General features: G+C 36.7%; 18 protein-coding genes. 14 read left to right on the top strand and 4 right to left on the bottom strand.

Annotated elements, in window-relative coordinates; translation table 11 throughout:
* The first annotated feature begins 9 nt into the window (after nucleotides 1-9).
* The 7 genes from N0K73_RS00925 (at nucleotide 10) to N0K73_RS00895 (ending at nucleotide 8,656) form a co-directional block, all read left to right on the top strand.
* Nucleotides 10-1,368 carry an APC family permease gene (locus N0K73_RS00925; protein WP_112250969.1) on the top strand — a complete coding sequence of 453 codons (1,359 nt, stop codon included), beginning with the start codon at nucleotides 10-12 and terminating at the stop codon, nucleotides 1,366-1,368.
* A 24-nt stretch (nucleotides 1,369-1,392) separates the two neighbouring features.
* Complete coding sequence (gene aguA / locus N0K73_RS00920) at nucleotides 1,393-2,490, top strand: agmatine deiminase (protein ID WP_057974685.1); 1,098 nt, start codon at nucleotides 1,393-1,395, stop codon at nucleotides 2,488-2,490.
* Between the two features lie 9 nt (nucleotides 2,491-2,499).
* Nucleotides 2,500-3,435: a carbamate kinase gene (gene arcC, locus N0K73_RS00915; protein WP_112250967.1), complete on the top strand. Its 936-nt coding sequence runs from the start codon at nucleotides 2,500-2,502 to the stop codon at nucleotides 3,433-3,435.
* 85 nt (nucleotides 3,436-3,520) lie between these two features.
* Complete coding sequence (gene aguA / locus N0K73_RS00910) at nucleotides 3,521-4,624, top strand: agmatine deiminase (protein WP_112250965.1); 1,104 nt, start codon at nucleotides 3,521-3,523, stop codon at nucleotides 4,622-4,624.
* Between the two features lies 1 nt (nucleotide 4,625).
* A complete protein-coding gene (locus tag N0K73_RS00905) occupies nucleotides 4,626-5,399 on the top strand; it encodes a MurR/RpiR family transcriptional regulator (RefSeq protein WP_057974688.1) in 774 nt (257 codons plus the stop codon).
* A 478-nt stretch (nucleotides 5,400-5,877) separates the two neighbouring features.
* Entirely contained in the window at nucleotides 5,878-6,477 is a 600-nt protein-coding gene (locus N0K73_RS00900) for a WxL domain-containing protein (protein ID WP_112250963.1), read from the top strand.
* Between the two features lie 118 nt (nucleotides 6,478-6,595).
* Nucleotides 6,596-8,656, top strand: coding sequence for a lectin-like domain-containing protein (locus N0K73_RS00895; protein ID WP_284063888.1), 2,061 nt, complete (start codon nucleotides 6,596-6,598; stop codon nucleotides 8,654-8,656).
* Nucleotides 8,657-8,725: 69 nt separating this feature from the next.
* Here the strand turns inward: N0K73_RS00895 and N0K73_RS00890 are convergent, their stop codons facing one another.
* Nucleotides 8,726-9,091: a DUF805 domain-containing protein gene (locus N0K73_RS00890; protein ID WP_057974691.1), complete on the bottom strand. Its 366-nt coding sequence runs from the start codon at nucleotides 9,089-9,091 to the stop codon at nucleotides 8,726-8,728.
* 267 nt (nucleotides 9,092-9,358) lie between these two features.
* Here N0K73_RS00890 and N0K73_RS00885 point away from each other — a divergent pair, with 267 nt between their 5' ends.
* Nucleotides 9,359-11,173, top strand: coding sequence for a glycerophosphoryl diester phosphodiesterase membrane domain-containing protein (locus N0K73_RS00885; protein ID WP_112250959.1), 1,815 nt, complete (start codon nucleotides 9,359-9,361; stop codon nucleotides 11,171-11,173).
* Nucleotides 11,174-11,290: 117 nt separating this feature from the next.
* Nucleotides 11,291-12,094, top strand: coding sequence for a Cof-type HAD-IIB family hydrolase (locus N0K73_RS00880; RefSeq protein ID WP_112250957.1), 804 nt, complete (start codon nucleotides 11,291-11,293; stop codon nucleotides 12,092-12,094).
* Between the two features lie 54 nt (nucleotides 12,095-12,148).
* On the opposite strand, the gene N0K73_RS00875 is transcribed toward N0K73_RS00880, so the two are convergent.
* Nucleotides 12,149-12,550, bottom strand: a complete 402-nt coding sequence (locus N0K73_RS00875; RefSeq protein ID WP_112250955.1) for a pyridoxamine 5'-phosphate oxidase family protein — start codon at nucleotides 12,548-12,550, stop codon at nucleotides 12,149-12,151.
* A 208-nt stretch (nucleotides 12,551-12,758) separates the two neighbouring features.
* On the opposite strand from N0K73_RS00875, the gene N0K73_RS00870 reads away from it, so the two are divergent.
* The 4 genes from N0K73_RS00870 (at nucleotide 12,759) to trpS (ending at nucleotide 17,883) form a co-directional block, all read left to right on the top strand.
* The gene (locus N0K73_RS00870) at nucleotides 12,759-13,310 is read left to right on the top strand and encodes a PadR family transcriptional regulator (RefSeq protein ID WP_112250953.1); all 552 of its coding nucleotides are present in this window, start codon (nucleotides 12,759-12,761) and stop codon (nucleotides 13,308-13,310) included.
* Nucleotides 13,307-14,866, top strand: a complete 1,560-nt coding sequence (locus N0K73_RS00865; protein ID WP_112250951.1) for an MFS transporter — start codon at nucleotides 13,307-13,309, stop codon at nucleotides 14,864-14,866. Before N0K73_RS00870 ends, N0K73_RS00865 begins: the two co-directional genes overlap by 4 nt.
* Nucleotides 14,867-15,257: 391 nt before the next feature.
* Nucleotides 15,258-16,526, top strand: coding sequence for a tyrosine--tRNA ligase (gene tyrS, locus N0K73_RS00860; protein ID WP_112250949.1), 1,269 nt, complete (start codon nucleotides 15,258-15,260; stop codon nucleotides 16,524-16,526).
* A gap of 340 nt (nucleotides 16,527-16,866) precedes the next feature.
* Nucleotides 16,867-17,883 carry a tryptophan--tRNA ligase gene (gene trpS, locus N0K73_RS00855; RefSeq protein WP_112250947.1) on the top strand — a complete coding sequence of 339 codons (1,017 nt, stop codon included), beginning with the start codon at nucleotides 16,867-16,869 and terminating at the stop codon, nucleotides 17,881-17,883.
* 570 nt (nucleotides 17,884-18,453) lie between these two features.
* Here the strand turns inward: trpS and N0K73_RS00850 are convergent.
* Both N0K73_RS00850 and N0K73_RS00845 read right to left on the bottom strand, forming a co-directional pair.
* Nucleotides 18,454-19,146, bottom strand: coding sequence for a DUF554 family protein (locus N0K73_RS00850; RefSeq protein ID WP_112250945.1), 693 nt, complete (start codon nucleotides 19,144-19,146; stop codon nucleotides 18,454-18,456).
* A gap of 72 nt (nucleotides 19,147-19,218) precedes the next feature.
* Nucleotides 19,219-21,090: a pyridoxal phosphate-dependent decarboxylase family protein gene (locus N0K73_RS00845; protein WP_112250943.1), complete on the bottom strand. Its 1,872-nt coding sequence runs from the start codon at nucleotides 21,088-21,090 to the stop codon at nucleotides 19,219-19,221.
* A 263-nt stretch (nucleotides 21,091-21,353) separates the two neighbouring features.
* Between N0K73_RS00845 and thiD the strand changes: the two genes are divergently transcribed.
* A complete protein-coding gene (thiD, locus tag N0K73_RS00840; RefSeq protein WP_112250941.1) occupies nucleotides 21,354-22,169 on the top strand; it encodes a bifunctional hydroxymethylpyrimidine kinase/phosphomethylpyrimidine kinase in 816 nt (271 codons plus the stop codon).
* Nucleotides 22,170-22,181 lie beyond the last annotated feature (12 nt).

Below are 22,181 nucleotides of genomic sequence, written 5' to 3'. Positions count from 1 at the left end.
GCGGAGACTATGCAAGAAAAGAAACAATTCAGACTGTTTGATGCAGTCTTAATGTCGGTAGTTGTAGTATTAGTTGTTGAATCTGCAGCACCTGCGGCCGCTATTGGACCATCACAATTTTTCTGGTGGGGAGCACTTCTCTTATTCTTCTTTCTACCTTATGGGTTAATTTCCGCGGAATTGGGAACGACTTATAATGATGAAGGTGGTATTTACGATTGGGTTAAAAGAGCCTTTGGTAGAAAATGGGGCGGAAGAGCCGCTTGGCTCTATTGGATTAATTTCCCCATCTGGATGGCTAGTTTAGCCGTTTTATTCAATGAAGTAATTGAACAAATTTTCCGAGTTAAAATAGGAACGGGAATGGGTATTGGAATCGAACTCTTATTCATTTGGGGTGTTACTATTATTTGTTGTTACCCAATTGCAGATAGTAAATGGATCTTGAATTTAGCCGCAATTGCGAAAGTGATTATCATGTTGAGTGTGGGTGGCCTAGGTATTTACCATGCAGCTACTCACGGTTTGGCTAATGATTTTTCAGGAACAGCAATGTTACCTAAATTTGACGCAACAAGCTTAGGCTATATATCTGTAATTCTATTCAACTTTTTAGGATTTGAAGTTGTGGCTACAATGGCCGGAGATATGAAAAATCCTAAGAAACAAATTCCACAAGCTATTATCTGGGGTGGTGTTCTAATTGCCGTCTTCTACCTCTTTGCTGCATTTGGAATGGGAGCTGCCATTCCAAGTAGTCAACTATCAACATCTGGTGGATTAATGGATAGTATTCTATTATTAGTTGGACACTATAACTGGTTTGTTGTTACGATTGGGGTACTCTTCATGTACACCTTGGTTTCTAATCTAGTTTCTTGGTCAGCAGGGGTTAATTATGTTGCCTTATACGCTGCTAAAAATAACGACTTACCAAAAATCTTCAAAAAAGAAAGTAAAAAAAGCCATATGCCAATTGGGGTAACTATTTTAAATGGTGTTATCGCAACTGTCTTGGTTATTGCCGCACCATTTATCCCCAATCCCAACATTTTCTGGGCGTTCTTCTCCTTAAATGTTGTTGCGCTATTAGGTTCATATATATTAATGTTCCCATCATTTTTACGCTTACGTAAGATTGATGGCGATCGAGAACGTCCATTTAAAGTTCCAGGCAGACCACTGATGATTAAATTAATGACTTGGATTCCGATGGTCCTCTTAATTTTGACATTAATTTTAACGGCCTTTCCGTTGAATGGTGGTCAAGCAGAAATAAGTAGTAAAATACCGGTATTAGTGGGAACCGTTATAACAATTATTATTGGTGAAATTTGTATTAATTATGCTGAAAAACAAGGTAAATAAACCGAGAGAGGAAGTAATTAAATTATGAAAACTTTAGACACATCTCCAAAAACAGACGGATACCATATGCCAGGCGAGTTCGAGGAACATAAAGGCGTTTATCTTTTATGGCCAGAACGTCCAGATAACTGGCGAGAAGGGGCAAAACCAGCCCAAGCTGTCTTCGCTGAAGTAGCAGCAGCAATTGCTAAGTTTGAGTCAGTAACAGTTGGTGTTAGCGATCGTCAATATACGAATGCGCGTCATGTACTTGCTGACAATATTGAAGTGGCAGAAATATCAAGCGATGATGCATGGATTCGTGATTGTGGACCAACATTTGTTGTTAATGACAAAGGCGACGTTCGTGCCGTTGATTGGACCTTTAACGCTTGGGGTGGCCTAGTTGATGGGCTATATTTCCCTTGGGACAAAGATGATAGAGTTGCACAAAAAGTATCAGAGTTAGAAGGCCGCAATCGTTACCGACTAGATGACTTTGTGCTAGAAGGTGGATCAATCCATGTTGATGGGGAAGGAACGTTAATTACAACCGAAGAATGTTTATTATCTGATGGACGTAATCCTCAATTATCAAAAGAACAGATTGAAAGCATTTTAAAAGAATACTTAAATGTTGAAAAAGTTATTTGGTTAAAAAATGGGATTTATTTAGATGAAACCAATGGTCACGTTGATAACATTGCTAATTTCGTTAAACCAGGTCAAATCGCTTTGGCATGGACGGATGATCAAGATGATCCGCAATATGCAATTTCTAAGGAAAATTATGATATTTTAACAAACGCAACAGATGCTAAAGGTCGTAAAATTCAAGTTGAAAAATTATATGTTCCTAAACCAGTTTTAATTACGGCTAAAGAAAGTGAAGGCGTAGATGCAGTTGATGGGACATTGCCACGTTTAGAAGGAGATCGATTGGCAGCTAGCTACGTTAACTATTACACAGCTAACGGTGCAATTATCTACCCACTTTTCGACGATCCAATGGATGAAAAGGCTAAAGAAACCTTACAAAAATTATATCCTGATCGTGAAATGGTCGGCATCTTGGCACGTGAAATTTTATTAGGCGGTGGCGATATTCACTGCATTACGCAACAAGTCCCAGTTGGCAGATAGGAGATTATGATGGCGAAAATTGTTGTCGCGCTTGGCGGTAATGCAATCTTATCGAATGATGCATCTGCCAATGCTCAAAAAGAAGCAGTTCAAGGAACAGTCAAAGCGTTAATTAAATTTATTGAAAATGGTGATCAGTTAATTATTACGCACGGTAATGGACCACAAGTTGGTAATCTATTGCTACAGCAACAAGCAGCGGATAGTGAAAAAAATCCAGCTATGCCTTTAGATACTTGTGGCGCTATGACTCAAGGAAGTATCGGTTATTGGTTCCAAAATGCTATGCAAGAACAATTGGCTAAAAAGCAGATTGATAGAAGTGTCGTTTCAATTGTGACACAAACGATTGTGGATGAAAATGATCAAGCATTTGAGAAACCAACTAAACCAATTGGTCCTTTCTATAAGGAATCAGAGTTAGAACAGATGACTCAATTGCATCCTGACTGGACGCTGGTTGAAGATGCTGGGCGAGGTTATAGAAGGGTCGTCCCTTCACCTCAACCGCTTGAAATCAAAGAATATCCGGCTATTAAACAAATTGTGGATGCTGGTATTATTCCAATTGTCTCAGGTGGTGGCGGTATCCCCGTTATTCGTAAGGAAAATCAATTAATTGGGACTGAAGCAGTTATTGATAAAGATTTTAGTGCTGCTAAGATTGCTGAATTAATCAATGCCGATCAGTTAATTATTTTAACTTCTGTTGGTGGCGTCTTTTATAATTATGGTAAGTCAAATCAGGAAGAAATTTTTGATGTTACGGCCGAGGAAATACAAGGCCATATTGATGATAAAGAATTTGCTGCGGGTAGCATGATGCCCAAAGTAAAAGCTGCCGTTCAATTTGTGCAAAAGACAGGTAATCCTGCCGTGATTGGCGCTTTAGAAGATGTTCAAGATATTATCAGTGGAACAAAAGGAACCACAATTCATCAATAATTAGAGAAGTAACTAGTCGTCTCAAGCTAGTTACTTCTTTAGTGTATACTGATTAAAGGAAAGAAATACGGAATGGGGTTCATTTATGAAAATTATGGGATCAACACCTCGAAAAGATCATTTTTATCTACCTGCAGAAACGATTCGACACCATGAATCAATAATGATGTGGCCAGAACGCCCCGACAACTGGCGTAATGGCGCAAATGATGCGCGCCGTGCCTTTATTGAGATTGCGGTAATTGTAAGTCGCTATGAACCAGTGACTATGTTGGTTTCAAGACAACAATATAAACATGCCCGCCATTTATTGCCAGAATCAATTAGGGTCATTGAAATGAGCTTTGATGATGCTTGGATAAAAGATATTGGGCCAACCTATGTATTGAACGACCAAGGCGATATTCGAGGCGTCGATTGGCGCTTCAACGCATGGGGCGGACTAGTTGATGGCCTATACTTCCCATGGAATATGGACGATCAAGTTGCAGAAAAATTATGTGAACTTAATCGAATTGATTATTATCGATTAGAAGAATTTATCCTGGAAGGCTGCGCTTTTCATACCGATGGTGAGGGGACTCTGATTGTTACGGAGGAATCCATCTTGTCAGAGGGTCGGAATGGTCAAATGACTAAACCTGTTGTAGAAACGATTTTGAAAGCTTATCTAGGTGTTGAAAAAATTATTTGGCTTAAATATGGCTATTATATGGATGAAACTAACGGCGACGTTGATAGCATGTTGAGTTTTGTGCAACCTGGGGAATTAGTACTTACTTGGACTGATGATGTGGATGATCCACAATATGTGATATCGCAACAAGCATATGATGTTTTAAAAAATGCTACAGATGCGAAGGGTCGCCAATTTAAGATTCATAAATTACAAATACCAAAACCTTTATTTGCTACTGAAGATGAAAGTAACGGCGTTGACTTGGTAAATGGTCTTCTGCCACGCTATCCAGGAGACCGGCTAACGGCGAGTTACGTTAACTTCTATCTCGCGAATGATGTTTTAATTTTACCCGTTTTTGATGATCCACAAGATAATATTGCTATCGAGAAAATGTCTCAACTATTTCCAGATCGTAAGGTAGAACCTGTTTATGCACGAGAACTTTTGTTAGGCGGCGGTAACGTACACAGTATCGTGGACGCATTACCAACGTATACGGGGGTGTAAAATGAACTTTTATGAAATTGTTAATGGAAACATTGAGAAAATTAATAAGAATGAACAAATTTTATTAGATTTCGTCATTAAAAATATGGATAGCATTAAAAATAAAAATATTCGTGAATTAGCGGCTGAATGTTTCGTATCCACCACGACATTTCTAAGATTTGTTCGTAAAATTGGGTTTTCTGGTTATAGTGAATTTATAACCGTCATTAAATATACAATGATCACTCAAAATAATATTGAAAAAGATAAAACCTTCGCAATTAACCAGGTAGAATATCGCGAAGAATATTTAAAAAATATTAATGAAACCGTCCGTGTTTTAGATAATGATAAATTAAATAGAATAACAGCAGTAATGAATAAACGACCACATTTATATATTTTCGCGAAGGGCTTCAGTAAGTATGCAGCTGAATATATTGAATATCTTTATACATTAAATAATTTTATTGTTATTTTTCCTAAAAATTTTGAACAACGTCAACTGGCTTACCGTAATATACAACCTGATGATTTATTATTTGTCTTCAATTACGATGGTGAGGACAAGGAACTGATTGAGATTCTGCAAATTATTGAAAGAAAACGTGAATATGCGTTATTAGTTTCCATTACGGGTGCGAATAATAATACCATCCAAAATATGAGTAATATCAATTTATATTTATTCACCGATGAATTGTATCAAAATCGGATTGAAATGACATCGCATGTTTCGTTAATTGCTATTATGGAATTGCTGTTGTATCAATATAATGAAGGTATTAAATAAGGGTCAGAATAAAAAAGTCATTCTTAGGGATGTCTTTTTTTATTACTTATAAACCTAATAAGACTTTAGTTAAAGGCAGATAAATAATAAGTTATTTATCTAAAATAGCTACCCTTTATAATTGTATACGGGGTTAATTTAATGTTATTATACAGTGTGCGAAAGCTTTACGTATAAACTTACATAGTTTTAGAGGGTAGAAAGGAATGACCGTATGAGATAAATATTGCGCTAGTTGCAATATTAGAAATGGTTGGGTTAAGTATAAAGGAGTGTTGGTTTTATTCGAGGGCCAATGCTTAGGCAGAATTAGACCGAAACAAAATGCTACGGCGGGGGCCATAATAGCGATGCGAGATGATGTGCTTTGGAAAATATCATCTGATGCGGATGGATGAACCAGGTCCGATTTTGATTTCAATGAATATCATAGCGGATAAAATAACTATGGTATTCATATAACTGTGGGGGAAACAAAATGATTAAATATATTTTAGCAATTTTTAGTATTAGTATTATGTTTGGAATAACGGCTTCAAAAGTTTTTGCTGCAAGTGATCCGGTATTGAACGGGACAACTGACGCAACGGTTAATTTAACGGGAGGGGCTAGCGGGCTTTCAATCGCGGCGGCGCCAAATTTTAATTTTGGTAAGTCTGAAATAAGTAGTGTGGCAACGACGTTAACTTCCAGTGGAACAGCAAGTGATGGTTCAGCTATAGCAGCACAGGTTTCAGATGCTCGTGGAACAGGCGAAGGTTGGGATTTACGAGTTTCATTAGGATCTCCCTTTAAATTAAGTGACTCAGAGGGTGGACATTTATTAAATGGAGCCGTTTTAAAATTAAGAACGAAAACGGCGACGAGTACGGGTACCGGACAGGCACCAGGCACATTAGTAAATGAATTGACACTGAATGCTGCTTCACAATCAAGTGTTAGAGCTGATGTCGGTCAAGGCATGGGAACTTGGAGTATGCCTTATACGAATGCTACTTTGATGGTTCCGGCGGGAAATTATATTGGTGCTTATACGGCCACAATTAATTGGTCGTTAACTGATGCGCCACAAAAATAATCTGCGACAGTGGGGCTGTCCCGGGTTATTTTGTATTGAAATAAGTAAACTTAAAAATGCTGTTTTGTTAGTACATAGGTTAAAAAGACGGCCAGCACGTAAAAAGGGGATTTCTGAAATGAAAAGAATGATTTTAGCAATCAGTATAGTGGGTATCATTTTGAGCTACATGGCACTGGGGGAAACGCATGTTCAGGCGAATTATGAAAATAATCCACCTCAAAGTATTAAATTAGATAATATCTTTACGACACCAGCCGGATCTGATAGTACAGTTGTCCAAAATGGGGCGACAAAGAAGAGTTATGTTCAGCTTACCCCAGATAAAGGAAATAATAAAAATGGGGCAATTTGGTCAACAGAGAATAATACATTGGATTTAACGAAGGATTTTGAATCATCCATGTATGTCTATTTTGGTGGGATGTTTGATAATGCTGCTGATGGTATGGCCTTTGTTATGCAAAATGATAAGGATCGAGGTAACAAAATCATTAAAGGTAGCGGTGCTCAAATGGGCGTCTGGGCCAGCGATGTACATTATGGTCCGTTCGATGGTATTCAAAATAGTTTTGCGGTGGAATTTGATTCTCATTATAATGATGGGTTTGATTGGAATGTTGGTTGGAAAATTGGTGATCATTTGGCATGGGGATTCCCAGGTCAGGAATCAACGTACAAGGATAAGGGCGAAGGGAACCGAATATTAAATCATAACAATGTACAAAGTATTCAGCAAATGTCGAATGATAGATGGCATTCATTCAATGTTAAATGGAATGCGGCAACCAAAGTGCTACAGTATTCTTATGGAGATATAAAGGACAAGGTAGGAGACGAAACCCCGGTAGTGTTACCGGTAGTCAGTGTCAAAATTGATCCACAAACTATTTTTGGTGGGACTGATGTTGTTTGGGGATTTACTGGGTCGACAGGTAGCAGTACCGAAAATAATCAAGTTGCTTTCGCTAAAGTTCCTGGACTAGTTAACGAAGAAGCTACCGAGACGGTAACCAATAGTTCTGGTGACGTTGTTGCCGGTAAAGATGTTACTGGTAAGAAAGTTAGTTTGGGCGATAACTTACATTATAAAGTCGGTTCAAAATATACAAGTGGTAAACAAGATTGGGAAAATATCTTAGCTGACTTCAAGTTAGACGGGGACGTGACATACAAACCCGGAACGCTTAAAGTTGTTAAAAAAGCGCAAGACGGAACTGAAAAAACGACTTCGTTACCCGACTCATCTTGGTCAAACAAGGCGTTATCTAAGGTTAATTTAGGTAAATTGGGAACGTATACTACCGATGCTAATAGTTCGGCTTATATTACTTTTGATGTGACCGCCGATAAGGTAGGGATGGTAAAACAAAGTGAAGCCGCATTGAACGGTGACAACTATTTAACAAAAACTAATGCATTAAGTTATGAAATTTCACAAAACAAGGCACCCACCATTAACTTGGCTGATGCCGGTAAATCAGTTGATGTGACTGAGGGTGATGCTTACAAATTTAATGGTACTTGGAAAGATGTTGATAGTGATACTGCCAACTTGTCTTATTCTGTAGATGGTGGTAGCGCCGTTTCATTTGCGAGTGACGTTAAAAATGATCCAAAAGGGCAAAATCATAATTATTCATCAACGGTTTCGGCCACTTCCTTACCTTTAGGAACACATAAGGTAAGTGTTTACGCCGTGGATTCAGATGGCGCTAAATCAAATGTTGAGACAGTTACGATTAATGTTGCAACTGCGGGGCTTTTACAGTTTGTAAATATCCCTACGACAACCAGTTATGGATCAATAGAAATACCAGCGGGCAAAGAGTCCGTTGATATTAGTAGAGGGAATGACTGGGACGTTAGAGTGAAAGATACCCGAAAAACGGGTAGCCATTGGCACGTTGACTTAACGTTAACAGAGCCTTTTACAACAGGCAAGGGGACGGCAAATGAACATGTGCTGAAAGAAGCATTAGTTTATAAAACGGGTACCAGCCAAACAGAATTTACCGTTGGAACGGCGGTAAAGGTATACGATAAAACAACCGTAAATGGCGATGACGTACCCATTAAATGGGCGGATGACCAAGGTGTTTTGATGGTCGCGCATAGTGCTGATTATAAAGGCGCATACGCAGCCAAACTCAACTGGGCATTGGTAGATGCACCGTAGAATATAAAAATAAAGAGTCGCACAATCAATTACGATTGCACGACTCTTTATTTAGTTAGTTTATTGAAATTAGCTCCAGCGATTTGATTTTCCTGGTAAAACCATTAAAATGATGAACCAGATATAACCAATGATAGGGATTAGTTGAAGTAAAATCCACCAGCCAGAACGATCCGTATCATGTAAACGACGAACGGTTACTGATAAGTTTGCAAGCCATACTAAGAATACGACGATATTTCTTCCGGTTGCAAGAGCCAGATCGCTGAAATTGTAGATATCCGTTATCGGATGACCTACAGAAAAGGTATAAATATTAACAATTAAGAACCCAACAATGGTATTAATAATAGCTGGCCACCAAAAATCTGATCTACGTGCCGTGTCAGAGAAATTAGTGATGTTGTTCCAGAAATTTTTATATGATTCGATCATGATAATAGCCCCCTTTTTATAAAGCTTTTAAAGTCATCATTTTTGGACTAAATATAGTTAAACACTAAAAAAATATATATTAGTATTTAACTACATGTTACTATTTTATCCTTTATAAGTATATTAATATGCATTATTGTAAAAATTTGACTATTATTACTGATGAATGTGATAATCATTTTAATATGGAAGGTTGATAAATGTAAAAATGAATAAGGCTGTGATATTATGAGAAGTATAAATTAAATATCTAATTGGAGGATACTTATGCATCGAACCTTACATTTTTTAAATAAAAGTTATCGAGTATTTTTTCGTCATTGGAAATTGTATCTTCTCCTAGTAATTGGGACAAATTTCATTTTATCGCAGGTGATCCAACCTATACTGACTGTGATAGTCAATACGATACTCAGTAGTAATCATGTTGAATATTTAACTTACACTAATATCATCTCGGTGATTGTAAATAGGCCAATCCTGCTGATTGAGCTTATTCTGGTAATATTAGCCATTTTAGGAATCGTGTACGTTCAGATGGCTTTTATGATTAGAAGTATTCGATCTATTCGTTATGATTTGAAAATTGGGTATAAGGTATTATTAAAACAATCTATCCACGATGTCCTTGCGTTACGTCCTTTGACGGCATTACTCGTAACTTGGTATTTTGTATTGATTCTGCCTTTTGGGGAAGTATTATTTAAGTCCTCCCTGTTGAGTAAAGTGACAATTCCCGATTTTATTATCCAGGATATGTGGGCGAGCCCAACTATTTGGGGACCTATACTGATTGTTTATGGATTGGCCTTTTTCTTCTCTATCCGATTAATTAGTTTTTTACCAACATTATTATTTAGTTCTGAAAAAAGAACGGGTCAATTAATTAAGCTAAGTTGGGATTCAGCCCGCGGCCGATTTTGGACAACCTTATTGAAAGGGTTAGTTATTACAACTTCTCTGGCGATTTTGGCAGTGATTAGTCAAATTGGCTTATACGCAATTCAAAGTTATGCGGACACTCATTTACAGGGGCAGGCACTAGTAATAGCTATGGTTAATTTACTTCTTCTAGAATTCTTTAGCCAAGTTGTTCTTGCGTTAAGTGTTGTTTTGTTATTGGGTATCGCTTTGGATATTTTTGAACAACATCAACCACAGCTACAACCGGTTCAAGAAATACACACTAAAAGTAAACGAATGATTGGATTGCGTCGAGCCGGTGTAACGCTTGCTATTTTACTGATTGCGGGAACCGTCTCCATCTATAATTATGGTTATTTAAAAGGGCTGCTTGGAGACTATCCGGTCCTTATTTCACATCGGGGAGTTGACGATGGAAACGGGGTACAGAATACAATTCCTGCATTGGAGAAGACCTCCGCAGAGAAGCCGGATTATATTGAAATGGATATTCAGGAGACAAAAGATCACCAATTTGTTGTGATGCATGACCCTAACCTAGAAGCTTTAGCTGGGGTTAACCGAACTGTCCATGATTTAACGTTGTCAGAATTAACAGCATTAACGGTTAGTGAAAATGGGTATTCAGCAAAAATTCCGAGTTTTGATCAATATTTAGATGCGGCGGAAAAACATCATCAAAAATTATTGGTTGAAATTAAGGTATCTCCACAGGATAGTCCCAATATGACTAAAAATTTCGTGAAAAAATACCAGAAAAGAATGCTAGCCGATAAAAATAGAATCCATTCTTTGAGTTATGACGTTGTTTCACAAGTGAAAAAACAAGCGCCAAATCTCTATGTCAGTTTTATTATGCCTTATAATATTTCGTTCCCTAATACGCCAGCGAATGCGTATACCATGGAAGCAACAACTTTAAATGACACCTTTGTTAGTCAGGCCCATGATAAGAAGCAAGACGTGTACGCCTGGACTGTGAATGATGATAGCGTTATGCAAAATATGATGTTTATGGACGTAGATGGTATTATTACGGATCAGTTAAGTACGCTTAAAGATGTGGTTAAGGCCAATAATGATCATCCAAGTTATGCAAATAGACTATCATTATTTTCAAATCAGTTATCTGGGTTTGATGTAACTGTTGAAAACTAGTTGGTGGTTTATAACAAGAGCTAAAGTTATGTTACCGTTTACACTTGTTGGATAGCATGCTATGCTTAAACCGTTATTGAACTGAAAATATGATTGAATTAGGAGTGTGCAGTATTTATGATTAAAATTATCGCATCAGATATGGATGGCACATTATTGAATAATGAAAATAGTATTTCTGAAGGTAACGCGAGTGCTATTAAGAAGGCACAAGCAATGGGAGTAACCTTTGTAGTCGCAACTGGACGCAGTTATGATGAAGTTAAACCTTTGATTGACGCGGTGGGCATCAATGCACCAATGATTAATTTCAATGGGGGTGCTACAACAACTGAAACTGGGGCGCAAATTCATAGTTTTCCAATTTTAAAAGATGAAGCAAAAAAAGTGATTGAACTTTTAAAAAATGAACATGTATTTTTTAAAATTATGACATCAGACGGCGTTTACTCGGATGACCCACTTAAATATGATGAGGCTGTTGTTAAATTGCGATTACAGCCGATACATTATGTTGATAGCTATAACGAAATAATTGATAATACAGAGATAGATCTGTTTAAAGTACTTATTCGAAAGACTGATGGAGCTGATGATTTATTGGTTATAAAAAATAAGATTGAAGAAAACACCACGCTGGTTGTTACTTCTTCTGGAGACAATAACCTTGAAGTGAATCATGGTAACGCGCAGAAGGGTATTGCATTGAAACGATTTGCTGATGATCTGGGTATTCCAATGTCAGATGTAATGGCAATCGGTGATAACCTGAATGATATCTCAATGTTGAAAGTGGCAGGTGTTAGTTATGCCATGGAGAATGGGCATCAAGAAAATAAAGATGTTGCTAACCATCGAGCAAAAACAAATGTTGAAGATGGTGTTGGAATAGCAATTTTGGAACAATTATCTCAGGAATAATAACGAAAAAAGACTGAATACCATTTATGGTATTCAGTCTTTTTTCGTTATTATTTAATCGGCAATCATGTCGCCGGCTGTTGGGCCGGCATCTAATTTATAAATACGTTCGATATCAATAACGACGGCATAATGAGTTTCTGGTAAATGACGTTCTGCACCAAATGCTACGGCATTATCAAAAATTTCACCTGAATTAAATAAGTGAGCCGTTCCTTCAAAACGGAACCCTTTTAAGTTAGGGCGATCAACAACGGCAACTGCCGCACGACCATTATCTTGAAGATTGTGTAGGGCTTGTTTTGCCGTTTCTTCATTGTAAATCAAATGTGTATCATCAAAAACACGCATTGATCCTTTTGGACCAACTTGTGGAAAGCCATTTTCATCTGCGGTTGAGAGAAAATTAAGTTGTTCAGAAATCATTTTCTTCATATCTTCTGTTAATTTTGCCATTGTAAGATCTCCTTATTTAATTAGTTATTGTATCTAGAATTTAGCACACGACTGGTAGATTGGCAAAGAATAAGCTTTATAAGAGGATAAATAAAAAAGATAAACTATATTTAGAAAAAAGGTTGTAAATATGTCTAAAAGAACTATACTTATATGAGTCTAACAGACATGTCTAAAAGAAGTATTGGAGAAAGGATTTTAAATTTATATGTATGAGCTATTAATTCTAGCGGCGTTAATGAGTCGCAATATGTCAGGCTATAAATTACGATTGATTTTGGAAAATGCAATGTCGCCAAGAAGGAAAATTTCAAATGGCGTTTTATATCCCGTTCTGGATAAACTAAAGGTTAAAGGGTACATTTGTTTTGATGAGGACCAGAATGCTCGTGGGACTAAGACGGCGTATATTACTGAATCAGGACGGGACTATTTTCATGAACTAATGGAAAAACCTGTTGTTCATGATTCAAAATGGGATGATATGTATCGTTTTAAAATGCGAGGGATGACCTATATGAGTGTGGTCGATCAAGTTGCCATTTTGCGTGACTATTTCGGTGAATTAGATGCAGACTTCCATGTTTATATGGCCGTTAAGAACCACTTAGAAGATTTAAGGGAAGCTCATCCAACTACAGAGGACTATTACCAATGGCAAATTCGGACTACAGATTTTGTTATGACGGTTCTTGAAACAAAAATGAATTGGATTCAAACGCAAATAAAAGAGATACAGAAAATGGGGAATAAAAAATGAAAAAAGAAACAAATCGCTGGGTAGCATTATTCGCTATGAGTCTAGGTGTTTTTATGGGACTTTTGGATGTTACAGTAGTAAATGTGGCATTACCAAGCATGGCAATTGATTTTAAAACAACTTTTAGTAACTTACAATGGATTTTAAATGCTTATACGTTAATGTTTGCCGTCAGTTTATTAATTGTCTCAAAATTAGGAGACATGTTTGGCCGGAAAAAAATATTTATTTTAAGTATGATTTTATTTACAATCGCCTCAGTTGTCAATGGACTTGCACCAAACTTACTTGTTCTTGATATTGGTCGAGCTGTTCAAGCAATAGGTGGATCAGGAATGATGAGTTTATCAATGGCTTTGGTGGCCTCTAACTTTTCAGGACGCGAACGTGGGACTGCACTTGGTATATTAGGTTCGGTTATCGGATTTTCAACGGCAATTGGGCCTTTGGTCGGCGGTCTTCTAGTTGAGAATTTTGGCTGGCCTTCAATTTTCTTTGTTAATTTACCAGTTGGTATTATTGCGGTTTACTTGGTTTTCAGAAATGTAAAAGAAACACCTGCATATGGCGCTGAAGAATCAATTGATTTTATGGGTATGATTCTTTCAGCAATTGGATTGTTCGCCGGCATATATGGATTGATTCAAAAAGAACAACACATGCATTGGGCATGGACGGATATGCGTATTATGGGATGGTTAATTGCTTCAATTTTAATTCTGGCAATATTCGTTTTTGTGGAATTAAAAGTTAAATCGCCAATGATGAATCTAACATTGTTAACAAATCGTCATTTTGTTGGCGTGGTTATTCTTGCATTTGCACTTGGAGCAGGGATTTTTGCATTAGCTGCTTATCAAACGAGTTTAATGCAAAATTACATGGGATACTCAGCCTTTACCACAGGATTGAGACAATTACCTATGAGTTTATGGTCGCTTGTTCTAGGACCATTTACGGGCGTTTTAGGATACAAGTTTGGTAAGAAATGGATGATTGCATTTGGATTTATTATTGCCGGAGTTGGTCTATTTACATTTAGTCGAGTTTCAACGACTGATTTTACTTATTTACAATTATTACCCCTTCTTGTTTTAACAGGACTGGGAAATGCAATTATTAATCCGATGATTAATACGGCTGCTATGGATAATATTAATCCGAAAGAAATTGGCATGGCTTCAGGTTTATTGAATGTTTTTCGACAAATTGGGATTACGGTAGGTGTGGTTGTCCTTGGTTTGGCACAAACTAAAGCGTATGAAGCAAGTTTGAATACCGGCTTCAGTGATAGTCATATGCCTAACGCAGCAGCGACTGGTATTCATCAGGCATTAGTGAACGCTGGCGCTTTTTCAGGACACATGGTTGCGTGGAGTCAAAAAATGATTTCAACACCATACGCTACTAAAGTTCAAGATATTGTGTTGACGGCCTTTAACAAAGGGATGATTCAAGTTGTTCTAACTTCATTAATCATGATGATTATCGGAGTGTTAGCCGCAATCTTTTTATTGAGAGAAACAAAAAGTGTTGATCAAAAATTAGATAAATAGAAAATATTTATCTAACTTCATAAAAATGTGTATAATATATCGATTGAATATATTATTTAATCTACATGAAAGTATGGACATATAATTAATTATTTCTGTTTGATATTTTTATAATATAGATTTATAGTATATATAAAGAATACGGTTGCAAGGAAAGTAGTTAACGCGTTTTCCGCTCAGAAAGATATCGGATAATGCGAGATATCAAAACGTTGTTAATGAATTACATCTTGAAGAAAAATACCGCGGCTCACTCCCGTTATAGGGTGTAATGAAGTGGTACGTTGATGATTTAGTTAGCGTACAATTAGGGTGGTAACACGGTGTATTCGTCCCTTTGGCTGGTAGCAGTCGAAGGGGCTTTTTTTGTACAACAAAGGAGGAGTTTGAAATGACAGACAATATTATTAATGAATTAACATGGCGGGATGCGGTAAATCAACAAACTGATGCAGAGGGTTTAGCGAAATTAGTTGCGAATAAAAAAATATCACTATACTGTGGTGTGGATCCTACCGGTGGTAGTATGCATATTGGACATTTAATTCCTTTTATGATGATGAAAAGATTTCAGTTAATGGGACATCATCCTATTATTTTAATAGGCGGAGGAACCGGAACAATAGGGGATCCAAGTGGCCGAAAAACTGAAAGACAATTACAAACTATTGAACAAGTTCAAGAAAATGTTGATAGTTTATCAAAACAAATGAAGAAACTTTTTGGCGCTGGTGCCGACATTCGAATGGTAAACAACCATGATTGGTTAAAGGATATTTCATTATTGGACTTTCTGAGAGATTACGGAAAGAATTTTAATGTAAATACAATGTTGGCTAAAGATATTGTGGCAAGTCGCCTTGATGGTGGTATCTCATTTACTGAGTTCACATACCAAATTCTTCAGTCAATTGACTTTAAACATTTGCATGATAGCATGGATGTCCAACTTCAAATTGGTGGCGCAGATCAATGGGGTAATATTACCAGTGGTATAGATTTAATTCATAAAATCGAAGGATCAGACGAACCCGTTTTTGGATTAACAATTCCGCTTATGTTGAAAGCAGATGGTACTAAATTTGGTAAAACTGCTGGTGGCGCAATTTGGTTAGATCCCGAAAGAACTTCACCATTTGAATTTTACCAATTTTGGTTAAACCAAGATGATAGAGATGTTTTGAAATACTTAAAATTCTTTACTTTCTTAAGTGAAGAAGAAATTAAAGAATTAGGGCGTAAATTAGTGTCTGAACCCGAAAAAAGGGAAGCTCAGTTGGCTTTGGCTTCTGAAGTGACACGATTCGTTCATGGCGATGCAGAGTTGGAAGAAGCTGAAAAGATCACTAAGGTTCTTTTTTCAGGAGATATTCGAAAACTAAGCGTTAATGAGTTGGAGGTTGCATTTGAAAAAATGCCTAAAGTTTCTGTTAACTCTGATTCTAAAAACATCGTTGATTGGTTAGTAGACACTGAGGTTGTTAGTTCTAAACGTCAAGCACGTGAGGATGTAACTAACGGGGCAATATCAATTAATGGTGAAAAGATTACGGATACTGAGTTCATTGTTAATCCAGATGCTAACTTTGAAGGTAAATTAGTTATCACTAAACGTGGTAAGAAAAATTACTTTGTCGCAGAAATTTCTAAAATAGAATGAATAATAATTTGATATGGCGCGGTTGGCGTGGAGGATAATTGAGTTATATAAATTTTATATAAATTTTATATAAATTTTTTAAAAATTTTCCTTGACATAAATAATGTAAGGGAATACACTGTGCTTATAGAAATAGTAGCTTGGATTAGAGAATTTCTCGTATCATGCTGAAAGAGGAATCGAAGAAGCGAATTGGGTCTATGCGTACGTTAATTTTCATTAAATATTAATAAATAAAGTGGTAGATGTTATGTCTACAATTTAGGTGGTACCACGGCAAAGTCGTCCTATTCCGTAATGGAATAGTGCGACTTTTTTTATATAGAAAGGATGATAAATCATGGAGAAAAAAACTGTATTAACGGGAGATCGTCCCACGGGTAAATTGCATATTGGTCATTACGTAGGATCACTTCATAATCGAGTAAAGATGCAGAATAAGGATTCGTATAATATGTATGTAATGATTGCTGACTTACAGGCACTGACAGATAATGCACGCGATACCGAAAAAGTTAGAAATAGTGTGCTTCAGGTTGCACTAGATTACTTGGCGATTGGATTAGATCCAGAAAAAACGACTATATTTATTCAATCACAGATACCGGCGTTATCAGAATTAAACACACTTTATTTGAACTTGGTAAGTGTCTCACGTTTGGAACGCAATCCCACTGTTAAGTCTGAAATTCAACAAAAAAACTTTAATCGGTCAATACCAGCTGGTTTTTTAACATATCCAGTTAGTCAAGCCGCTGATATAACGGCCTTTAAGGCGACATTAATTCCGGTAGGCGACGATCAAAAACCAATGATAGAACAGACTCGTGAAATTGTTAAATCAGTTAACAGTTTGTATGGAAACATATTGGTAGAGCCAGAGGGAGTTTTTCCACCAGAAGGACAGGGAAGAATTCCAGGTCTTGATGGAAATGCTAAAATGAGTAAATCTTTAGGTAATACAATATATCTTTCTGATGACGAAGATACACTGCGTAAGAAAATTATGTCAATTTACACTGATCCGGATCATGTCCATGTCGAAAGTCCGGGAAAAATAGAGGGCAATATTGTTTTCACGTACCTGGATATTTTTGGGGAAGATAAAGAAAAGATTAAAGAGATGAAAGAGCATTATAAACGCGGTGGGTTAGGCGACGTGACTCTTAAAAACTATCTTTTTGATGTTCTTAATGAAGTTTTGTTACCTATTAGAACTAGACGAGAATTATATGCTAAGGATCCCGAAGCGGTTTATGAGATGTTGAGAGTGGGAAGTGAGAAAGCTAACGTTAGAGCAAATAAAACGCTTCAAGAAGTTAAGTCGGCTATGGGAATAAATTATTTTAATAAGTAATTTGATCATCAACTTTTATCGTTATGTAAATTATAAAATGATAATTAATGAGTAGACTTTAATCTAAAATTGTATATGCATTTTCCTATCAACTTTACAATTAATTAGTGTATGTTATTTTAAAAATACTTGCTCGCGGCAACACGAAAAAAAGGAACTTCATTTCCTTTTAAAGGCCGGTCAGCCAAAAGAATGAATTCCCCTCTTACTTAATAATACTAAACTTTTGGTCATAATGAAAGCTTTGATTGTATTAATTGGGGATAGTTATTGCTTCAATTATGATTGTCAGTTATATAACATTTTTTGAACATCTTTAAGACAATCACTTGAATCCTTGAATGAACGAGTGATAATAAAGAATTGTTTTTAAATTTCTTAATTAACCGTGTACTATCTTTATTTTTAGAACTACTTAAAAATATAAACATTAAATATAACGGTTACCAATTTTTAAAATTGGATTATTTATTAAATAAAAAGAAATCCATTATCTAAGTAATGGATTTCTCGATGTACTTTTTACGAATGTAATTTGGGAGCAGTGTCATTGAATTTTATTCGCAAATATTAAATATTAAACATTAATTTACCCGCAAAAAATACAATTGGAACAAGGAGTGCTGGCATCATATTTGTTGCCTTCAAGTCTTTTAGTTGAAGGAGACTCAATCCGGAAGCGGCAACCATGAACCCACCTAAAATTGCTATTTCTGTGATAAATGGGTCCGTTAAAAACCCCCTACCGAAGGTTGCAATTAATATAATTATAAATTGAAAAATAAAAACGATAGGCGCACAAATCATCATGCCAATACCAGACGTTGCGGCAAGAATGACAACCATTACAAAATCTAATGATGCGTTAACAAACAGGAAGGTAAAGTCATGGGATGTGGCTGCCATGATACTTCCTACTATTGGCAAAGCACCAAGAGTAGATAAAATGACTTCGGTTACAACAGATTTTCCCAAGCCTTCAGACTTTCCAGCAGAAAGTTTGTTTACCTTACCTTCTAGATCCCACCATGTTCCCAATGTAGTACCAACAACAAGAGATATAATAAAGAGAATTGCGTAATGCGATTTTGGCATATACGCGGTGATACTTTGAATACCAACACCGAATGCGATGAAACCTAGCATCGTGAGTAAAACGTTTTTATATTTATCGCTCATTTTCTTTCCAATAAAACTGCCAATAATAGAGGCTACAATAATCCCTATAGAGTCAGTAAAAGTACCAATTAGACTACCAAACATAATTATCAATCCCTTTATTTAGTTTATATGATGAATTTAACAGGTTCGCATAAAAAAGAAAGATTAGTAGGTTTAAAGGACACTTTCATTTCTAGAAATTAAATCTAATTTTCCTTGAATAGCTTTTTTAATACGGGGAGCCCAGTAATCAAATGTCTCTTCGTCGTAAACCCAAGGAGACATAGTAGAAGCTCTAAGAATTTCAAGCTTGTTTTCCGTATAGTATTCGTTTCCAGATATGTCTAAAGATTCAATGAATTTAACGGGAGCAGAACCATATGTTTCTGGACTGAAGTTACTATCTGACGTCAACATATCGAGATTATAAAGGTCACCACCCTTTACGGAAGAAGTATAATCAGCAAAGGCTTGTGTTAAATCGTTCATAGATTTTAAGCTATTGTTACCTTCTTCTTTATAAACCCAATCAATCATATTATAATCGGGATCAAAGACAGCGTGAGATATGACAGTTTTTCCGTTAACGCTGAATCTTTGGCCATCAAAGAAATCATGGAAGCGACGGGCCGCATATAATGTGCGGGCAACAAGGCGACCGTATCCAGAAATATTAAGTGGAATCATTCGATCTACGGTCCAAACGGCTGCTGCGGATCCAGTTGCCTTAGATCCTTCAAGTGTGAACTGTCCAATGGATGCAGGAACTTCGACGCCTTCTTGGAAAGCATATGGCGCATAATAAGTTAAGGTATCCTTCATTCTAGTATCGGCGATTGCTAACCCACCTGCGTTATAAGGAATATAACCTACTTTATGTGGATCGATAGTACATGAATCGGTATCTCCTATGGCCTTATAAGCGTTATACACATCTTTCTTTAAGAATTGATTGTTTTTAGTGAAGATGCCATATTCTTTAAAAGTTTTTTCAAGTTGATCGTATGGAATGAATTCTCCTGCTTCATCAATATATAAGGTCCTACCATATCCACCGTATGCTGCGTCAACATGTATTGCGAAATCAATACCTTGTTTACGGAATTTCTCTCGAATTTCTACAAATTTATCAACATGATCAATGGCTCCTTCTTCGGTTGATCCGACTACGGCAACTACACCCAGGATAGGAACATGATTATCAACGTTTTCTTGAATAATATTTTCTAATTTATCAGTATCAACTCTATAATGTTCGTCTACTGGTAGTACGATAAGATTATCTTCACCAATACCTGTGATATCTAATGCTTTTTGCCATGAATAGTGCATGGTAGAAGGAACAAGCCACTTACCTAATTTTTGAAGATTTTTACCGCTTCGAGCCGATTGAGCTTTAACTTCCTTCTTTTTATCGCCAGATTGATCTAATAAATCGAGACATTCTTTGATTGAGAGGTTCTGAAGATCCCAATCGCTCTTGCCTTCAACGAGTTGTGGGTAAACTTCTTTTACGGCAAATGGGATAGAAGCAACGTTTCGAGTCATCCATAGTGCGCTAATGTTAGCAATGGTTCCGTCAGTTGCTACATATCCCCAACCATTATCTTTATATCCGTTTAACATGGCGAGATCCTGACCAACTTCTTCCTCCATCAATGTTGAGACGGGACTTCCCGCCCAAGCAACTCCGTTGCCATTCCAAAGAATAGCAAAGTTATAGGCTAAGATTGCAGGCATTAGAGTTTCATTATCCATATGCGCTAAGTAACGCCCGGCAGTTGCCCAAGGGATTGACCCACTACGCATCTTTCTAGATAGCTCATTTAAAGTTTCCTTCATGTTGGTAACAGCGTTGGTGAATTCTGGAGTCTTTTTTTCAACCTCGCTAATTGAATTATCATCTTCAGCATTAAAATTTTGTCGATAACCAATGTGTTCGTTAATTAGCTTTTCAGTTAATTCTTTAAAAATATCAGCATTTTCGCCTTTGGGGCCGATAAAATATGCCGATAAATCCATATTCTTAAAATCTTTTTTTTTCATAATGAAAACTCCTTTAATATTTATTTGCGAAGCGCTTCCATTTCATAGTAACACCTTTTTTTTAAAATTCAATAAAAAATTAATAAAAAAACACAATAAAAAATTATGCAGGTATAATTTTTTATTGTGTTTTTTTATTTTGGTGGTAACATGAGGGAGTGGTAATAAAGCGCATACATAATTTGCTTAATTGATAAAATTTTATTTTTTTAATTGAGTCATATTAATTTTAAATCGTAAATTCTATAAAAAGGAGTAATATCATGACAAAAATAATCCCTAAAGTATTAACAATTGCTGGTAGTGATGCAAGTGGTGGTGCGGGCATGGAGGCCGACTTAAAGACGTTTGAAGAGTTTGGCACTTATGGAATGGTTGCACTGACGTCTATTGTGACGATGGATCCGGATACAAATTGGTCACATAATGTTACGGTAATGGATTCTGGGTTGGTCAAAGCTCAATTGAAGACTACGGGTGCCGGCGGTGAGATTGCGGCAATGAAAACTGGGATGCTTGGAAGTGTAGCCATTACAGAAGTCGCACGCGAAAATATTTTATCAAAAAAAATTAATAATGTTGTGATTGATCCCGTTATGGTCTGCAAGGGTGAGGATGAGGTGCTTAATCCTGAAGCAGCTGATGCAATTCGTGATTTATTGATTCCGATTGCCACGGTGACAACGCCCAATTTATTTGAAGCGGGCGTTTTATCGGGATTGGGGACTTTGAAATCACTTGATGATATGAAGCAGGCAGCCATTAAAATTCATGAATTGGGTGCTGAAAATGTTATCGTTAAAGGTGGTAAAGCATTAGAAGGCGAAAAGGCCATTGATTTATTCTATGATGGCGCCAACTTTGAGGTGTTGGAAACAGACAAAATTTCGCCGGCATATAATCATGGTGCCGGTTGTACATTTGCGGCGGCAGTAACTGCCGGTCTGGCGAATGGATTGTCGGTAAAAGAATCTGTCTATCAAGCGAAAGAATTTGTAACCGCTGGAATTAGATCTGGATTCGCTTTTAATGAGTACGTGGGTCCGTTATATCACGCAGCTTATCGATTAAATAATTAAATTAAAGATATT

The organism is Dellaglioa algida (genome assembly GCF_030127605.1).
GTDB lineage: Bacteria > Bacillota > Bacilli > Lactobacillales > Lactobacillaceae > Dellaglioa > Dellaglioa algida.
Note: the sequence above shows the minus strand (reverse complement) of the source record. Positions and strands in the feature narration are given on the sequence as shown.